This window comes from Gordonia sp. IITR100, from assembly GCF_002009645.1.
Lineage (GTDB): Bacteria > Actinomycetota > Actinomycetes > Mycobacteriales > Mycobacteriaceae > Gordonia > Gordonia hongkongensis.
In genome coordinates, this window is the sequence record NZ_MVKV01000003.1 from 434,003 (window position 1) to 451,497 (window position 17,495).

The window sequence follows — 17,495 nt, forward strand, 5'->3', positions numbered from 1 at the left end:
CACCATGTCGTTGGTCGAGCACCTATACGAGTTGCGCACTCGTATGGTCATCTCGCTGCTGGCCATCATCGCCACCACCATCTTCGGGTTCGTCTGGTACAGCCACGGCTTCCTGGGCATCCCGTCGCTCGGCGACGTGCTGCGCGGGCCGTACTGCGATCTGCCTGCGTCGTCACGCGCGACGCTGACACCGGATGATTCGTGTCGCCTCCTGGCGACCGGTCCGTTCGACCAGTTCATGCTCCGGTTGAAGGTCGCGCTGACCGCGGGTGTGGTCCTCGCCTGCCCGGTGTGGATCTACCAGATCTGGCAGTTCATCACTCCGGGTCTGCACGCCCACGAACGTCGCTACGGCATCATGTTCGTCGCGATGGCGACGACCCTGTTCGTCAGCGGCGCGGTGCTCGCCTATCTGGTCGTCGCCAAGGCCTTCGACTTCCTGCTGACGGTCGGCAACGAGGTCCAGGTCACGGCGCTCGCCGGTGACCAGTACTTCGGCTTCATGCTCAATGTCCTGGTGATCTTCGGCGTCAGCTTCGAACTCCCGCTCCTGATCATCGCGCTGAACGTCGTCGGCGTGCTGACCTACGCCCGGTTGAAGAGCTGGCGCCGCGGGCTCATCTTCGCGGTCTTCGTCTTCGCCGCCATCGCGACACCGGGCCAGGATCCGTTCACGATGCTCGCACTGGCCCTCGCGCTCACCGTGCTGCTCGAGTTCGCGATCCAGTTCGCGCGGATCTTCGACCGGCGCAAGGCGAAGAAGGCGCCCGCATGGGCGGGCCTCTCCGATGACGAGGCCAGCCCACTGCCGCCGACGAAACCGATCGCCCCGGCATCGCCGATCCCGGCGCCGGCGAACGCGGTCGCCAACGCCACCCGTACGTCGACGCGGGCACGCGAGACCTTCGACGACGTCCTGTGACCCAACTCGACTCGTTCACGTCGAGACTCGCTTTCCGCCTCGACGACTTCCAGCGCCGCGCGTGTGAGGCGCTCGAGGGCGGCCACGGTGTGCTGGTGTGCGCACCGACCGGCGCGGGTAAGACCATCGTCGGCGAGTTCGCCGTCCATCTGGCTCTGGCCGGTGGCTCGAAGTGCTTCTACACCACGCCGATCAAGGCGCTCAGCAACCAGAAGTACAACGATCTCGTTGCCGTCCACGGGCACGAGTCGGTCGGGCTGCTGACCGGCGACAGTTCGATCAATCCCGATGCCCCGGTCGTCGTCATGACGACCGAGGTCGTCCGCAACATGATCTACGCCGAATCACGGGCACTGGACGGTCTGTCCCACGTCGTCATGGACGAGGTCCACTTCCTGGCGGACCGGTTCCGCGGGGCGGTGTGGGAAGAGGTGATCTTGCACCTCGAACCGTCGGTGCGGGTCGTCAGTCTGTCGGCGACGGTGAGCAACGCCGAGGAGTTCGGCGACTGGATCCAGACGGTCCGTGGTGACACCTCGGTGATCGTCGACGAACACCGTCCGGTGCCGCTGTCCCAGCACATGCTCGTCGGGCAGCGACTGTTCGACCTGTTCGATCCGGCCGACACCGGTCCGGCCCGCAAGGCCGGCACGCGTCCGCGCGTCAATCCGGAGCTCAAACGCCAGATCCGGCACCGGATCCTGATGGCCGACGACGAGCGGGAGTCGTCGCGCGGCCGTGGCCGAGGACGTGGCGGCGCGCCCCGTCGGCGCGACGGGCGGGGACCCGCGCTCTCCCGGCCGAACCTCGTCACGCGACTCGACCGCGAGGGGTTGCTCCCGGCGATCGGTTTCATCTTCTCCCGTGTCGGGTGCGATGCCGCCCTGGCGCAGTGTCTGCGATCCGGGATCTCGCTTCTGACTCCCGCAGAGATCGGCGAGGTCGACGCGATCGTCGACCGCCATCTCACCGAATTGGCACCGGCCGACCTCGACGTGCTCGGGGTGCACGAATGGCGTGAGGGGCTGCGACGCGGACTCGCCTCGCACCACGCGGGCATGCTCCCGACCTTCCGGCACACGGTCGAGGAACTGTTCGTGCGCGGACTGGTCCGGATGGTGTTCGCCACCGAGACGCTCGCGCTCGGCATCAACATGCCCGCTCGCTCGGTGGTTCTCGAGCGTCTCGTGAAGTACAACGGCGAATCGCACGTCGACCTGACGCCCGGCGAGTTCACGCAGCTGACCGGTCGCGCCGGCCGTCGCGGGATCGACGTCGAGGGTCACGCCGTCGTGGTGTGGACACCCGAGGTGGTTCCGGAGGAGGTCGCCGGCCTCGCCGGCGCGCGGACGTTCCCGCTGCGGAGTTCGTTCTCCCCGGAATACAACATGGCGGTCAACCTGCTCGGCCGATTGGGCCTGGACGGCGCGCGTGAGCTGCTCCATCGGTCGTTCGCCCAGTTCCAGGCCGATCGATCGGTCGTCGGTCAGGCGCGAAAGCTGGACGAGGCGCAACGGGCGTTGCGCAAGCTCGACGGCGAACTGGCCCGCGCAGCGCAGGCGCGGGGACTGGAACCCGTTGGCGCCGAATCGGATTCGGACGACGGTCCGTACGCGGGCTTCCTGGGTTACATCACTTTGCGCGAGGACATCCGCCGCCGTGAACGAGATCTGAAGTACCGCAAGCGGGTCAATACACACGACGCCATCACCGCTGACCTGGCCGCACTCAAACGCGGTCATGTCATCGGCGTACCCGTCGGCCGGCACCGCGGTCTGGCTGTCATCATCGAACCGGCCACGCAAGCACAGGATCCGAAGCCGCTCGTACTGACCGAGGACGCCTGGTGCGGACGCGTCGGTACCCGCGACTTCGTCAACCCGCCCGAGGTGCTGGGCAACATGCGGATGCCGAAGAACGCCGACCGACGCACCGGGCGCGGTCGCCGCGACCTGGCGTCGGCGTTGCGATCGACCGGCATCGAGATGCCGCGCGGACGTCAGAAGAAGCGCGCCGACGCCGCCGACGACACCGAACTCGCGAACCTTCGGCGAACCCTGCGCGCGCATCCGGCACATCAGCTGTCCAACGGTGACGAGCTGTTCCGGCTCGCCGAACGCCGTAACCGGCTGGTGCGCGACATCGTCAACGCCGAGCGCAGCATCGGGGAGCGGACGTCCACCCTCGGGGTCACCTTCGATCACATCGTCGGCGTCCTCAGCGAGCTGGGATATCTCGAGCGCGTCGCCGAGTCGACCGAGTCCACCGGGCACACGATGATGGTGACCGATTCGGGCAAGCTGCTCGGCCGTATCTACAGCGAGAGCGACCTGGTCGTGACCGAGTGCATCCGAGCCGGGGTCTGGGACGAGTTGTCACCCCCCGACCTCGCCGCGGTCGTCGCCGCACTCGTCTACGAGAGCCGGCGCGACAGTTACAGCGGGGTCGACGCCCTGCCCGGCAGCAGCTCGATGCGTGCGGCGATGGCCGCGACCGTCGAGATCTGGTCGCGGGTCACCGCGGTCGAGCAGCGTCATCGGGTCAGTCCGACACGCGAACCCGACACCGGTTTCTCGGTCGCCGTGGCCACGTGGGCGTCGGGTCGTTCGCTCGGCGAGGCCCTGTTGCTGGCGGGCGAACGCGGACAGCTGCTCTCTCCGGGCGACTTCGTGCGGTGGAACCGGCAGGTCGTGGACCTGCTCGAACAGATCCGACTCGGCGTGGGCTCCGACACGCGCCTCGGTGGGACGGCGCGGGCAGCGGTCAAGGCCATCCGCCGCGGCGTGGTCGCCGCCGAGCTCGGCTGAACCGCGCCGTCGACCTCCGCCGACGAGTGTGGGCCGGTGTCGGTTCACCGGACGACGCGACGCCGGGCCACGCGCGATGTTCGCTGATAGTGCCAGGCCGCTGAGGTAACGTTCATCCCGCATTCGGTGTCGGCGTGTCCTGCCCCGATACTGCCGCGACGTCACAGTTCGCCGGCACCCGTCCGGGTGAACGGCCGAGTGGGAGGGACTCATGACCGACCCGTACAACCCCAACCCGTCCCAGCCGAATCCCTCCGGTGATCAGTCCGGTCCCGACGGCAAGACCGAGATCGTGAACCTCCCCGGCGCAACTCCGACGGGCGCCCCGCAGGCCGACCCGACCACCATGGCCCCCAACCCGGGCTCCGCCAACCCCGGGTCACAGAACCCGGGTTATGGTCAGCCGCAACAGAATCCGTACCAACAGAATCCCTACCAGCAAAACCCGTACCAGCAGCCGGGTGGGCCGACGGGCCAGCCGCCCCAGTCGGCCCCGTCTCAGTCCCAGCCGACTCAGGTCGGTCATCCCGGCGGACAACCGGGGCAGTACGGACAACCGGCCGGTCAGCCCTACGGGCAGCCCGGCGGTCAGTATGGCGCCGAGCAATACGGAGCCGGTCAGTACGGGGGACCGGGTCAGTACGGGGCGGGTCAGTACGGGGCACCCGGACAGTACGGCCAGCAGCCCGCCGGCCAGGACCCGTACGCCCAGAACCAATACGGGCAGAACCAATACGGGCAGAACCAATACGGGCAGAACCAATACGGGGGCGGCGACCAGTTCAGCGGAATGGCGACCGGGAAGTCGAACAGGACCGCCCGGACGCTGATGTTCGTCGGCGGCGGCGCGCTGCTCCTCATCGCCGCGATCGTGCTGATCACCGCATTCCTCTTCCCCGGATGGGCACCGAAGAACCTCGATCAGCAGGCGGCGCAGGACGGCGTGCAGAAGATCCTCACCGAGGACTACCAGGCCAGCGACGTCTCCGACGTCCAGTGCCCGTCGGGGCAGCGGGTGGAGACCGGAGCATCGTTCACGTGCTCGGTCACCGTCGGCGGGCAGCAGCAGCAGGTCACCGTCACATTCATCGACGACGACGGCCGCTACGAGGTCTCGCGCCCCAGCTGACTCGACCGGCTGTGACGTCCGGCCTCAGCAGGCTGTCACGTCCGGCCTCAGCCGGCTGCTACATGCGGCCTCAGCCGGCCTGGGGCCAGCCGAGAGCCTTGGCCAGCCTCCCCACCGACGCTCCGATACCCAGCTCCTCGACGAGCTCCGCGAGGGCCGCGGGGTCGGCGGGCTCGGCCGGGAGGATGTCCGAACCGCTGTCGATCGTCTCGGCGTCGGTGCGCACGGAGACGACGGTCCGCGCCGCCTGCAGGTACTCGACCGAGGCGAGCAGTGCCTTGCGGCTCCGCGTCGGAACCGATGACGACGGGTCGGCGGCAGCCGCCTCCAGGGCGTCGAGGCTCCCGTACTCGGTGATCAGTTTCGCCGCGGTCTTCTCGCCGATACCGGCCACGCCCGGCAGACCGTCCGAGGGATCTCCGCGCAACATCGACATCTCCGCGTAGCCGATACCCGCGCGCTCGACCGGCACGCCGTATTTCTCGGCGACCTCCACCGGGCCCATCATCTCGGCCTTCGCCAGACCGCGGCCGACGTACAGGACGCGCACCGGCACGGGATCGTCGGCGACCACCTGCAGTAGGTCCCGGTCACCGCTGACCACGATCACCGGATCGTTCGCCTCGTCGTAGGCGAGCGTGCCGATCACGTCGTCGGCCTCACAACCGACGGCGCCCGAGGTGGCGATGCCCGCCGCCGACAGAACAGCCATGATCATGTCGACCTGCGGGGTGAGCGTGTCGGGTACCTCTTCGACGTCGATGTCCCGGCCCTCGACGTCGGTCCCGCCGTCGGGGACCGCGACGCGATGGGCCTTGTAGGTGGGGATCAGGTCGGTGCGGAACTCGGGGCGCCAGTCGAGATCGAGGCACACCACCAAGCGTGTGGGGCGTTCGCGCACCACGAGATTGGCGATCGTGTCGACGAAACCGCGTACCGCGTTGACCGGGCGCCCATCCGGGCTGGTCATCTTCTCCGGCAGCGCGAAGAACGATCGGAACCACAGGCTGGCGCCGTCGAGCAGCATCAACGAATCCGTCACCCCCACACTCTGTCATGAGTCGGCGGTAGTGTTCGTCGCATGGCATCTGGGAGCGGGGCAACACGGGTCGCGACGGCGGGCGAGGGGATCGGAGCCGGGCCGCTCTTCGAGGCGCAGGTGTATCGCGACCGGGTCCGCCGCGCCGCCGAACTCACCCGCGCCGCGGAGTTGGACGCGCTGGTCGTCGCCCCCGGGCCGGACCTGCGTTACCTGATCGGTTCCCGGGCGGAGACCTTCGAACGGCTCACGGCGCTGGTGATCCCCGCTACCGGTGATCCCCGACTGGTGATCGCGCGGCTCGAGGTCCCGTCGCTGTCGTCCTCCGCGGTCGGCGATCTCGACATCGAGGTGGCCGACTGGGTCGACGGCGACGACGCCCACGCTCTCGCATTGGCCGGATTGCCGTCGCAGCCGCGGATCGCGGTGTCCGACTCCATGCCCGCCCTCCACGCCATCCCGCTGGCCCGACACACCGGCGCCACACCGCAATTGGCGACCGAGGTGCTCCGCGAACTACGAATGATCAAAGACGCCGCGGAGGTCGACGCGCTCCGCCGCGCGGGTGCCGCGATCGACCGGGTGCACGCGCGGATGGGGGACTGGCTGATCCCCGGCCGCACCGAACGCGAGGTGGCCGCCGACATCGCCGCCGCGATCCTCGAGGAGGGACACACCGAGGCGGCTTTCATCATCGTCGGGTCGGGACCGAATGGAGCCGATCCCCATCACGAGTTCTCCGACCGGGTCATCGAGCGGTCCGACATCGTCGTGATCGACATCGGCGGCCCGGTCGAGCCGGGCTACAACTCCGATTCCACGCGCACCTACTGCTTCGACGATCCGCCCGCCGAGATCGCCGACGCCTACGCCGCTCTGCTCGAGGCCCAACGCGCGGCGGTGGCCGCCGTCCGGCCGGGGGTGAGCGCGTCCTCGATCGACGCGGCGGCGCGTGATCTCCTCGCGGAGCGCGGCCTGGCCGATCGGTTCATCCACCGGACCGGTCACGGGATCGGGCTGTCGGTACACGAGGAGCCGTACATCGTCGGCGGCAACGACATTCCGTTGCGCCCGGGCATGGCGTTCAGCGTCGAGCCGGGGGTCTACGTGTCCGGACACTGGGGTGCCCGCATCGAGGACATCGTCGTCGTGACCGATGACGGCTGCGAGTCGCTGAACAACCGCCCGCACGACCTCGTCCGGCTGTAGGACTCACACTGCTGCCGCGCGTCGTCGGTTCATCTCGTACGACAACGACATCGCTCTGACGCCGGGAGGCGGGCACGCCTGTCCGACCGTTGAACGTCATTTCGGCTGCTGGACTTCGATCGAGGTCCATCGGGCGAGTCGAAGTTCGCTGATCGCGAGTTTGATCTATGGACGCGAACTAGCGGGTGGCGAGAAGCTCGGCGAGGAACGCTTCGACGACGGAGGGCTTGGGTCGGGGTGGTCGGACATCGATGACGTGGCTGATTGTCGCCCATGAGCGGCGTGCGTCGATGTGGGTGTGGCCGTCTGGGCGTGGGTGATCGCCGGGCCGGGGTGGTGGTCCGTGGATCTGCTCGCGCACGGTGTTCAGGTGGTGTGCGAACCGTCGGGGTATGTCGGGTCGACGGTTGAGGCGGTCGGGGTTGGGTGGCGCGCCGGGTTCGGCGTTCAACCGCCACACGCAGCGACCTTCGTCGGGTCCGGACCGAGCGATGCGGGTGGTGTATTGACCGGGCTTGTCGCCGACCATGCGGTTGTGGCGTGGGCAGGCGGGGGCGAGGTCGTCAATGTTAGTGAGACCACCCTTCGCCCAGTCCCTTTGGGCGTGGTGGAGTTCGACGTGGGTGGCGGGCTGGTCACACCCGGGTGCCGAGCACACTTCACCGTCAGGGCGGGCGAAGGAGACGAGGCGTTGTTCGCGCGTGGCGAGACGTTTCCCCCTGCCGAAGTGCAGCGGCACGGTGGTGTGGTCTTTGAAGATCGCCAACCACGGCTGGATGTCGGCGGCCATCGCGATCAGGTCCGGGATGGGCAGCAGGGTGCCGGTGGCAGTGGTCGCGAGGCCGGCTTCACGAATCAGATCACCGAGGTCGGCCTTGATGATCAGCTGCACCGGCAGCCCACGATGCGAGGTGCCGAGAGTCCCGTCGGCGAAACCGGCGGCCAGCGCGGCATCGAGGGCGTCGTGATTGGTCTGGGCGGGGGTGCGTCCGTCGCGGTCGGCGGCGGCGGTCAGGGCGTCGGGGTCGGCGGTGCCGGCGGGCCCGGACGGAGACTGCGGGTCGTCGGGGTTGTTAAGTCCGGGTTTGCCCCAGACCGCGAACATCATCGACAGTCGGGCGTGGAGTTCGGGTGTGACGGTGCCGGAGATGGTGGCGGTGCCATCGGCTCGTTGCCGACCGATCCACAGGCCGCGGCGCCTCTTGCGTTCCGAATCGTCGGCGAGGGTGCCGTCGGGGTCGAGATGGGCCAGTAGCCGGGCACCGAGTTGGGTGATGTCGGCAGGTGTGTGGTCGGCGGCGATCTCGGCCATCTGCCGTTCGGCGGCGACCTTGATGTCGTGGTTGATGGCGACTGGGATGCGGTCGAGGACGTCCAAGGCGGCCTGCACGTGCGCGGAGCCGACCGCACCCGCGGCGAACGCTTCAGCGAGGCACGGATGTTCAGGTGGTAGGACCTCGCCGCCGAGGCTGGTGCGGGTGGCGGTGGCATCCATCTGCTTACGACGCCGCATCGGGTTGGAGACCCGCAGCCGGTGGGTCATGTACTGCATGAGTGTCCGACAGCCTGCTTTGCGGGGCAGGTCGCGGGCCTCGACCTGATCGATCTGCCGGTCACCGGCCACGGTCAACCGTGCGATCGCTTTCTCGGTGTCGGCCGCCACATCCGCCAACTCGGTATCGGTACACGGCGCCAGGTCCACGGTCTGCAGTTCGTCGAGGATGCGGTGGAGGTCGGCCACCAGTTCGACGGCACGCGGTTGCGGCGTCGCGGATTCATCAGACATGGTCACCTCCCCTGAGAACCGTTGCCGTTGCTGCGAATGTACGTTCGAGTGTACATCAAAATGGACGCGCGTCAATCTCAAAAGCTATGTCATTCAACGCTATTCGGCGAGAGCAAGTTGTCGGTGCCTCGTGATATAGGGAGAAACCCCGATGCCGAGCGTTGACCCGACTAGGTCGATGCGCATGTGATCGACCACCGCCCACCCGGACGGCGGTCGGGAGTAGCAGTCGGTCATCGTGGCTCATACAGGGTGGTGCCGTCAGCGATCGGCAGATACGCGATGTCTCCGACACACGCCCGATTCGGGGCGCAAGCGGCGAAGTCGCGGCTCAGCAAGTCCGACCACGCATAGCATGATCAGCTTCCGTCCGCGCTGCCCGCGCGGGGGCTGCCTTCCGCCACCCGTGAACGACGAGCACGCGATCGTGAGGAGTTGGCATTGCCACCTCACCGGGTAGGTGTCGAGCCGGTTCGGCGACAAACGCCGAAGCGGCTCACCAGTTCGTCTCCCCGACGAAATACTCGACCGCCAACGGTCTTGCGGGTCAGTGCCGTAGCGGTCGAGCCAGTGACGCAGCGTGCCGCGCTCCACCGAGATCGGCGGCGATACCACGCACCGTGGCCTCGGGGGTCGACTCGTACAAGTCCACCCGCGTCCTGACGAAACCGCTCTCACTCGTGTCGTCGAGCCGTACCTCGATCGACTCGCTTCCTCCAGCTCGTTGCCGGATTCAACGTGTCCGAGATCTGGGGTCAGGTCCCCGTCGGTCCCCGAGCCGGTTGTCCTCGATGTCGCAGATCGCCGGTCACACCAGCGTGGGGAGCGCGTCACCGTTCGGGAAGTTCCGGCCGGCCTTGATGACTATGCGATGAACCGGACCGAACCTGCTGACGACGCCAGCGCCCACGTCAAGCAGCGTCCGACTTCACACGTGGGCACTAGCTGAACAGCGACGCCGAGCCGAGCACCCGACTCACGCTGATCTCGATCACGACGCGGCGTGGGTTCGGCCTGGGCTCCCGGTATCGCTGCGCGTAGCGCTGCTCAGCCTCGCGCACGCGCTCGGGCTCACGACTCACCGTCGCGGGTCCCTCCAGGGTCAGCCACCGCGGGCCGTCGACGTTGGTGACGGCCGCGTAGCCACCCCGCTCGGTATTGCGAACCTTCTGATTGCCGTCCGAGGTGATGACCCTCGCCAGGCCGGCGTCGGGATCCCAGGTGAAGCCGACGGCCACGGCGTGGGGGGTGCCGTCGGCACGCAGCGTGGTGAGGGTCCCGAGGTGGCGTTCGACGAGGAAGGCGAGCGCATCGGGCCCGAGATCGGCGGCGGTACGAGGCATGACACCAAACTAGCCGCGACGCCGCACACGGTCGGTCGCGGGGCCGATGCGATACTGGCAGCCATGGCGTCACGCAGCAGAGGGGCATCAGCGCGTCCGGACACCGACCCGTCCGGTGCCCTCGTGCTGTTCGGCGGCCGCAGCGAGATCGGCGTCGCCACCGCGGCGCGCCTCGCATCCGGGCGGACCGTCGTCCTGGCGGCCCGCCGTCCCGACGACCTCGCGGCCGAGTCCGCACGACTGCTCGACGCCGGTGCAACCGAGGTACACACCGTCGCCCTCGACGCGAACGACACCGACAGCCACCCAACGCTCGTCGAGTCGTTGGCGCAGCGACACGGTCCGATCGGGATCGCGATCATCGCGTTCGGCATCCTCGGCGACCAGGCCCGCGCCGAAACCGATGTGGCGCATGCACTTCAGATCGCCCACACCGACTACTACGCCCACATCAGCGTGCTCACCCCGCTCGCGTCGGTGTTGCGCGCGCAGGGCTCCGGGACCATCATCGTCTTCTCCTCGGTCGCCGGTGTCCGGGTGCGCCGCGCCAACTACGTCTACGGATCGACCAAGGCGGGCCTCGACGGATTCGCGAGCGGACTCGCGGATGCGCTGCACGGCACCGGCGCTCGTCTGCTGCTGGCCCGCCCGGGCTTCGTGATCGGCGCGATGACCCGCGACCTGATGGCGTCGGGGGTGAAGCCGGCCCCGCTGTCGCGGGATGCCGAGCAGGTCGCCGCCGCGGTGGCCCACGCCTATCGCAAGGGCCGCGGTGAGGTCTGGATTCCGGGGACGTTGCGTCCGTTGTTCTTCGGGATGCGACTGCTGCCGCGTGCCGTGTGGCGGAGACTTCCCCGATGACGTCTCCGGACACCGAAGTCACGTCGTCTGTCCCGTCCGAGCTCGTCCCATCGGAGTTCGTGGTGGTCGGGATCGGCGCCGACGGTTGGTCCGGTCTGGGCGAGACCGTCCGCGACGAACTTCGCCGCGCCCGCGTGATCTACGGCGCTGCGCGGCAGTTGGCGCTGCTCGACGGCGCGGTGCCCGAACTGGACGCCGAACTGCGACCGTGGCGGTCGCCGATGTCGGAACACCTCGCAGAAGTGGTCGAGAGCGAGGACACGGACGCCGTTCACCCGGGCACGATTCACATCCTGGCCAGCGGCGACCCGATGTTCCACGGCGTCGGTGCGAGCATCATCGCGCGTGTCGGTGTCGACCGGGTACGGGTGTATCCGGCCGTGTCGAGCGCGAGCCTCGCCTGTGCGCGTCTGGGCTGGGACCTCGCCACGACCCGGATCGTCAGTGCGGTGCGCGCCGAGCCGGGCGTGGTGATCGGCGAGGTCACCGATGGGGCTCGCGTACTGGTCTTGAGCCGCGACGAGACCACACCCGCCGCACTCGCCGGCATCCTGGTCGACGCCGGTTTCGGCGCGTCGACGATGACCGTCCTCGAGCAACTCGGTGGGCCGGCCGAACAGATCGCCACCGGTACGGCCGAGACCTGGCGCCGCCGGGCCGGGGACCCGCTCAACATCGTCGCCCTCGACTGCGTCGGACCGCGCCGGTCCCGGCTCCCGGGGCGGCCGGACGACACCTACGAACACGACGGCCAGATCACCAAGTCGACGATCCGCGCCCTCTCCGTGTGCGCGTTGGAACCGGCCGGCGCGCAGGTCCTCTGGGACATCGGGGCCGGGTCGGGCAGTGTGACGATCGAGTGGTTGCGCGCGGACGACCGGGGAGTGGCCGTCGCCTTCGAACGCGATCCCGATCGTGCTGATCGTTTGCGGCGCAACGCCGCCCGACACGGGGTGGCGCATCGGCTGTCGGTGCGGGGCCCGGCTCCCGACGACCTGTCCGACGCGCCGCAGCCGGATGTCGTCTTCATCGGTGGCGGACTGGACGAGGAGATCCTCTCGCTCGTCTGGGCGACTCTGCCGGACTCGGGGCGGCTCGTCGCGAACGCGGTGACCGTGGAGAACCAGACGCTCGTCACGCACTGGCACGCCCGACACGGCGGTGCGCTACGACGCCTGTCGGTCGAAACCGTGGCACCGCTCGGCACGATGCACACCTGGCGCCCTGCGCTGCCGATCGTGCAGTGGGCCGTCGCGAAGACGGCACCCCACGCTGCCGCCGCGGATTCGACGGAGGCGCTCCGTTGACCGTCTACTTCATCGGGGCCGGCCCGGGTTCGCCCGATCTCATCACGGTGCGCGGAGCGCGGCTGCTGGGGGAGTGCCAGACCTGCGTCTACGCCGGGTCTCTGGTGCCCCCGGAACTGCTCGACCTGTGTCCCGACGGTGCCGAACTGATCGACACCGCCCAGATGCCGCTGTCGGACATCATCGATGTCATCGCGGCGGCCGTCGGCAAGGGGCACGACGTGGCGCGCCTCCACTCCGGTGACCTCTCCGTGTACTCAGCGATGTCCGAGCAGCAGCGTGAGCTGACCGCGCGCGGAATCGATCACGAGATCGTGCCCGGTGTCCCGGCGTTCGCGGCTGCCGCGGCGGCACTCGACACCGAACTCACCATCCCCGGTGTCGGCCAGAGCCTGCTGATCACGAGGGTCTCCACCCTGTCGACGGACATGCCGCCGGGGGAGGACCTCGCGACCCTGGCCCGGACGGGGGTGACACTTGCGCTGCATCTCGCAGCCCATCGGGCCGAGGAGATCGTGGCGGCGCTCAGCCCGCACTACGGCGATGACTGCCCCACCGCCACAGTCGCTTTCGCCAGTCGGGAGAACGAGCAGATCGTGCGGTGTCCGCTCAACCGGTTGCCCGAGGCCCTCGACGCCGCCGACATCCGGAGGACCGCGGTCATCTTCGTCGGCCACGTGCTCGGCCCGCGCCGGTCGGACGTCACCGACAGCTATCTGTACTCGCATGCGCGGATGACCAAACTCCGCGCTGATCGCCACCCGCCGCCGTGACCGAACAGATCCCGCCGGATCCTGTCCCGCACGTCCTGATCCTCGGCGGGACCGGGGAGGCGCGAGCGCTCGCCTCGACCCTCGCCGACACCGACATCGCGTTCATCAGTTCCCTCGCCGGCCGGGTGAAACACCCCCGTCTACCGGTCGGGCCGGTGCGCATCGGCGGGTTCGGCGGATCCGATGGACTCCGGGAGTGGTTGCAGAGCAACCGTATTCAGGCAGTGGTCGACGCGACCCATCCGTTTGCCGCGACCATCACCCGCAATGCGGCGCGAGCCACCGCCGACGCGGGTCTGCCGCTGCTGCGCCTGCGTCGCGATCCGTGGGTGCCCGGCGATACCGACACGTGGACACGCGTGCCCGACCTCCCCGCCGCCGCGCGGGAGGTGGCCGCCCGCGGCGGACGCGTCTTCCTGACCACCGGGCGCCAGGACGTCGGTGTCTTCGCGGGGATTGATTCGGCGTGGTTCCTGATCCGGGTCGTCGACGCCCCGACCGGAGCGCTTCCGCCGCATCACGAGGTGCTGCGCTCGCGGGGTCCCTATGACCACCGGTCGGAGCGAGACCTGCTGCGGAACAACGACATCGATCTGCTGGTCACGAAGAACAGCGGCGGAACGCTGACCTCGGCCAAGCTGGCGGCCGCGGCCGAACTCGGGATCGCGGTCATCATGGTCGACCGGCCCGCCGAACCCGACACGCCGGTCGTCTCAGATGTCGGTGCCGCCCGGAACTGGCTCGAGGAGCTGTTCGGCTGACTGATCGGCGGTGTGATCGTCGCTGTCGACCGGGTGGTGACTGCGCGGTGTGAACACCAACGTTCCGGCCGCGCGCGGCGCGACCCTTGTGGCCGACGACCCGATGATGATCATCGTGCGCATGTCGACGACCGCGGGATCGAAGTCCGCGACCGTGGTCGTGGTGAGTTGCTGCTCCGGACCACCGACGTCCCGTCCGAGGATGACGACGCGATCGGGCGACACCGTCTGCGAGAGAGTGTGTTTGAGGGCCCCGACCTGCCAGGTGCGGCTCGCCGAGCCCGGGTTGTAGATGGCGATCACCAGGTCGGCGCCGAGTGCGGCTCGGATGCGCCGTTCGATGACCGACCACGGCTTCAACCGGTCGGAGAGCGAGATGATCGCGAAGTCATGCCCGAGGGGCGCTCCCACGGCAGCGGCGACCGCGGTCGCCGCCGTGACGCCGGGCACCACACGGACGGGCACCTCGTGCCACCGGGGCTGTGCGGCGACCTCGGCGACCGCGGCGGCCATCGCGAAGACGCCGGGATCACCGGACGAGACGACGACGACGCGAGCGCCGCGTCGAGCGAGGTCGAGCGCGAACTCGGCCCGCTCGGCCTCGACCCGGTTGTCGCTGGCGTGTACTCGCTGCCCCGGCCGCGGGGTGACGCGCTTGAGATAGGTGGTGTAACCGACGAGGTCGGTGGCCGTGGCCAGCTCCGCGCGGACCTCCGGGGTGGTCCAGCTGTCGTGACCCGGTCCGAGCCCCACGACGACGAGCTCACCCGGGACGGGCTCCGGTTCGAACATCGGGTTGTTGCGGCGTCCCGGGACGACGAGGATCGAGAAGTACGGCACCTCTGCGGGATTCACGTCGGCGGCCGGCAACACCCGCTCGACGGTCGTCGACGCGCGTTCGACGTAGAAGGCCTCGTCGAGACGCCCGGCCTCGCGGAGGGCGTCGCGCACCCGCTCGAAGGTCCGACCGAGTTTCATGACCACGATCGCGTCCGCGGACCGGAAACGGAAGAGCAGCTCCGAGGTCGACGCGGTGCCGGGCACGACGGTCAGCGTCTCCTCGCCCTCGACGAGCGGGACCCCGGTCGCCGCGGACGCCGCGCTGACCGAGGTGACGCCGGGCACGATCTCGGCGTCGAAGTGCGAAGCCAGGCGTTTGTGCATGTGCATATAAGAGCTGTAGAAAAGTGGATCGCCCTCGGCGAGCAGGACGACATCGCGACCCGCGCGCAGGTGCACCGCGAGACGTTCGGCACTCTCGGCGTAGAAGTCGTCGAGCGCGCCCTGATACCCGCCGGGGTGGTCGGTCGTCTCGGTGGTGACCGGGTACATGAGACGTTCCTCGGTCTGGCCGTCACGCAGGTAGGGTGCGGCCACCGATCGCGCGATGCTGTTGCCGTGTCGCGCAGAGTGATACGCGATCACGTCCGCGGTGCTGATCAGGCGGGCGGCCTTGACGGTCATCAGCTCGCTGTCACCCGGGCCGAGTCCGATGCCGTAGAGCGTGCCCGGCCCTGACTTCTGTCCGGCCGCGGTGCTGTCAGAGTTCATGTGATCCACCATCATTCCTGCGGGGTCGCGAGCGCGTTGACCGCGGCCGCGGTGATCGCCGACCCGCCGCGCCGGCCCGTGACCGTGATGAATTCGAGGTCGTCGCGTTCGGCCAGTGCCGCGCAGGATTCGACCGCGCCGACGAAACCGACGGGTGCCCCGACGACGGCGGCGGGACGCGGTGCGCCGTCGTCGATCATGTCCAGGAGCGCGAACAGTGCGGTCGGCGCGTTGCCGATCGCGACCACGGCACCTTCCAGGCGCGGCCGCCAGAACTCCAGTGCCGCAGCGGTCCTCGTGGTTCCCATCTTCTCGGCGAGGGCCGGGAGGGTGGGTTCGGACAGGTGGCAGAGCACCTCGTTGTCCGCGGGGAGACGCTTGCGCGTGATGCCGGACGCCACCATGTTGGCGTCGCAGAGGATCGGGGCGCCGGCCTCGAGTGCACTGCGTGCGGCGGCCACGACGCCGGGCGTCGCGACCACGTCGTGCGTCAGGTCGGTCTGGCCGCACGCGTGGATCATGCGGACGACAACGGTCGCGACGTCGGGCGCGAACGCGGAGAGGTCGGACTCGGCGCGGATCGTGGCGAAGGACTGGCGGTAGATCGCGGCGCCGTCACGCAGGTACTCGGTCATGGTGGGAACGAGCCTAACGGCGCCGCCGTTCGTATCCGCCGTCGGGCGTGGCCTGCACCGACAGGTGCGATTCGGCCGGCGACCCGCAGCCACGGGCGCAGCCCACCCAGTGTTCACGCTCCTCGACGGGGTCGCCGTCCTGCACCCGGGTCACCAGGTCGTCCCGGACCGGCGCATGCGCGGACGAGCAACCCGGGGCTCCGACGCAGCAGCTGACCTGGGCCCATGGCGAAGCGGCGTCGAAGATCAGACCCATCGGTGCGAGCACGCGGACGACGGTCTCGGCCACGCCTTCGCCGAGGTCGCACAGGAGGATCTCGCGGTCGGGGGTGAACACGACCGGCGCCTGCACGGCCGCGATGAATTCCGCCAGCCGGGCCGGCAAGCGTCCGAGTTCGACGACCGCGCCGAGCAGCACCGCGCCGTCGTCCTGGTCGAACCAGCCGACGATCGGTTCCTCCGAGGCGACCGGTGCCGCGTCCGGGTCGGCCCCGATGACGGGATCCAGCGTCGGGGCGATGAGTTCCGCGAGCCGGCGCCGGGAGTCGTCGTCGAGGTCGCGGACCCGCCAGGCGCCGGGCGAGACCTCGCCCAGACCCGCGGCCACCGCGATGAGCGCGCGCACGATCGCCTCCGTACCGGTGGCCGATCCGACGGCCGTCCCGCCGGTGAGCACATCCGCGGCCAGGGGAGTGCCGCCCCGGATCACCGCGCACGCGTCGGGTCGTCGTCCGGCGATGTCACCGCGCCCGTCGTCGATGCCGAACAGGAACCGGCCGGATAGGGTGGCCGCGGCCGGGTCGGCCCGCAGGGCGTCGTCGAGGGCCGCGGCGAGCGGACGCGCATCGGCGACGCCGCCGATGCGGCCGGTCAGGGGGCTGAGCTCGATGTTGCGCACCTTGTCGTGGCTGCTGCTCGGCGCGAGCCCGGCGGCGACGACGGCCTGCGCGACGGCTTCGACGTCGGTGATCCCGCGCAGCTGGAGGTTGCCGCGCACCGTCAGCTCCAGGTGCCCGTCGGCGTGGTCGGCGGCGGCCCGGGCGAGCATCTCCAGCTGGTCCGGACGGATCCGTCCGCCCGGCAGCCGGACACGGGCCAACGCGCCGTCGGCCGCCGGGTGCGTGTCGAAGACGCCTGGGCAACGGTCGGTGGCGGCCCGGGCTCGCTGATTCATCCCACCAGCCTACGACCGGCGGGCGCGGTGGCCGTAGGCTGAACGCACCGCGAGCGGGCTGAAGCCGGTGCGATTCCGGCGCGGTCGCGCCACTGTGACCGGGGGTCGGCATCGGCCGGACATCCGGAAGTCAGACCAGACCCTCGCACTGCACCCGCCACCCACGGCACCGACACGCACCGGGCGCGACAACCCGGC

At 69.4% G+C, this 17,495-nt stretch carries 14 protein-coding genes, 1 pseudogene and 1 riboswitch; of the genes and pseudogenes, 8 read left to right on the forward strand and 7 right to left on the reverse strand.

All coding sequences use genetic code 11. The annotated features are described in order from the left end of the window. The first annotated feature begins 4 nt into the window (after nt 1-4). The 3 genes from tatC to B1818_RS08395 all read left to right on the forward strand — a co-directional run bounded on the left by tatC (nt 5) and on the right by B1818_RS08395 (nt 4,858). Complete coding sequence (gene tatC / locus B1818_RS08385) at nt 5-922, forward strand: twin-arginine translocase subunit TatC (protein WP_091344258.1); 918 nt, start codon at nt 5-7, stop codon at nt 920-922. Further along, entirely contained in the window at nt 919-3,729 is a 2,811-nt protein-coding gene (locus B1818_RS08390) for an RNA helicase (RefSeq protein ID WP_078112418.1), read from the forward strand. Before tatC ends, B1818_RS08390 begins: the two co-directional genes overlap by 4 nt. 211 nt (nt 3,730-3,940) lie before the next feature. Continuing rightward, on the forward strand, nt 3,941-4,858 hold the full coding sequence (locus B1818_RS08395; protein ID WP_078112419.1) for a DUF4333 domain-containing protein: 918 nt from the start codon (nt 3,941-3,943) through the stop codon (nt 4,856-4,858). A 70-nt stretch (nt 4,859-4,928) separates the two neighbouring features. Here B1818_RS08395 and B1818_RS08400 read toward each other — a convergent pair whose 3' ends face one another. Further along, a complete protein-coding gene (locus tag B1818_RS08400) occupies nt 4,929-5,885 on the reverse strand; it encodes a 5'-3' exonuclease (RefSeq protein ID WP_058250584.1) in 957 nt (318 codons plus the stop codon). A gap of 54 nt (nt 5,886-5,939) precedes the next feature. Here B1818_RS08400 and B1818_RS08405 point away from each other — a divergent pair, with 54 nt between their 5' ends. Then, nucleotides 5,940-7,106: a Xaa-Pro peptidase family protein gene (locus B1818_RS08405; protein WP_078112420.1), complete on the forward strand. Its 1,167-nt coding sequence runs from the start codon at nt 5,940-5,942 to the stop codon at nt 7,104-7,106. Between the two features lie 178 nt (nt 7,107-7,284). On the opposite strand, the gene B1818_RS08410 is transcribed toward B1818_RS08405, so the two are convergent. The 3 genes and pseudogenes from B1818_RS08410 to B1818_RS08415 all read right to left on the reverse strand — a co-directional run bounded on the left by B1818_RS08410 (nt 7,285) and on the right by B1818_RS08415 (nt 10,235). Next, the gene (locus tag B1818_RS08410; RefSeq protein WP_078112469.1) at nt 7,285-8,892 is read right to left on the reverse strand and encodes an HNH endonuclease signature motif containing protein; all 1,608 of its coding nucleotides are present in this window, start codon (nt 8,890-8,892) and stop codon (nt 7,285-7,287) included. 168 nt (nt 8,893-9,060) lie between these two features. Continuing rightward, nucleotides 9,061-9,239, reverse strand: a pseudogene (locus B1818_RS24395) (IS3 family transposase); the annotation flags it as partial. A 594-nt stretch (nt 9,240-9,833) separates the two neighbouring features. Then, a complete protein-coding gene (locus B1818_RS08415) occupies nt 9,834-10,235 on the reverse strand; it encodes a PPOX class F420-dependent oxidoreductase (RefSeq protein ID WP_078112421.1) in 402 nt (133 codons plus the stop codon). A 63-nt stretch (nt 10,236-10,298) separates the two neighbouring features. Here B1818_RS08415 and B1818_RS08420 point away from each other — a divergent pair, with 63 nt between their 5' ends. The 4 genes from B1818_RS08420 to B1818_RS08435 are packed head-to-tail and all read left to right on the forward strand — an operon-like array spanning nt 10,299 to nt 13,937. After that, nucleotides 10,299-11,096 (forward strand): SDR family NAD(P)-dependent oxidoreductase, encoded by a 798-nt coding sequence (locus B1818_RS08420; RefSeq protein WP_078112422.1) that lies wholly within the window; start codon nt 10,299-10,301, stop codon nt 11,094-11,096. Then, a complete protein-coding gene (cbiE, locus tag B1818_RS08425) occupies nt 11,093-12,403 on the forward strand; it encodes a precorrin-6y C5,15-methyltransferase (decarboxylating) subunit CbiE (RefSeq protein ID WP_078112470.1) in 1,311 nt (436 codons plus the stop codon). The genes B1818_RS08420 and cbiE overlap by 4 nt, the downstream gene beginning before the upstream one ends. Further along, complete coding sequence (gene cobM / locus B1818_RS08430; protein ID WP_078112471.1) at nt 12,400-13,176, forward strand: precorrin-4 C(11)-methyltransferase; 777 nt, start codon at nt 12,400-12,402, stop codon at nt 13,174-13,176. Before cbiE ends, cobM begins: the two co-directional genes overlap by 4 nt. Then, nucleotides 13,173-13,937 carry a cobalt-precorrin-6A reductase gene (locus B1818_RS08435; protein ID WP_254859599.1) on the forward strand — a complete coding sequence of 255 codons (765 nt, stop codon included), beginning with the start codon at nt 13,173-13,175 and terminating at the stop codon, nt 13,935-13,937. Before cobM ends, B1818_RS08435 begins: the two co-directional genes overlap by 4 nt. On the opposite strand, the gene B1818_RS08440 is transcribed toward B1818_RS08435, so the two are convergent. The 3 genes from B1818_RS08440 to cobG are packed head-to-tail and all read right to left on the reverse strand — an operon-like array spanning nt 13,890 to nt 17,297. Next, nucleotides 13,890-15,488, reverse strand: coding sequence for a precorrin-2 C(20)-methyltransferase (locus tag B1818_RS08440; protein WP_249145729.1), 1,599 nt, complete (start codon nt 15,486-15,488; stop codon nt 13,890-13,892). The genes B1818_RS08435 and B1818_RS08440 overlap by 48 nt on opposite strands. Nucleotides 15,489-15,499: 11 nt before the next feature. Beyond that, complete coding sequence (locus B1818_RS08445) at nt 15,500-16,123, reverse strand: precorrin-8X methylmutase (RefSeq protein ID WP_078112424.1); 624 nt, start codon at nt 16,121-16,123, stop codon at nt 15,500-15,502. A 13-nt stretch (nt 16,124-16,136) separates the two neighbouring features. After that, complete coding sequence (cobG, locus tag B1818_RS08450) at nt 16,137-17,297, reverse strand: precorrin-3B synthase (RefSeq protein ID WP_078112425.1); 1,161 nt, start codon at nt 17,295-17,297, stop codon at nt 16,137-16,139. A 60-nt stretch (nt 17,298-17,357) separates the two neighbouring features. Further along, nucleotides 17,358-17,435, forward strand: a riboswitch (cobalamin riboswitch). Nucleotides 17,436-17,495: the final 60 nt, after the last annotated feature.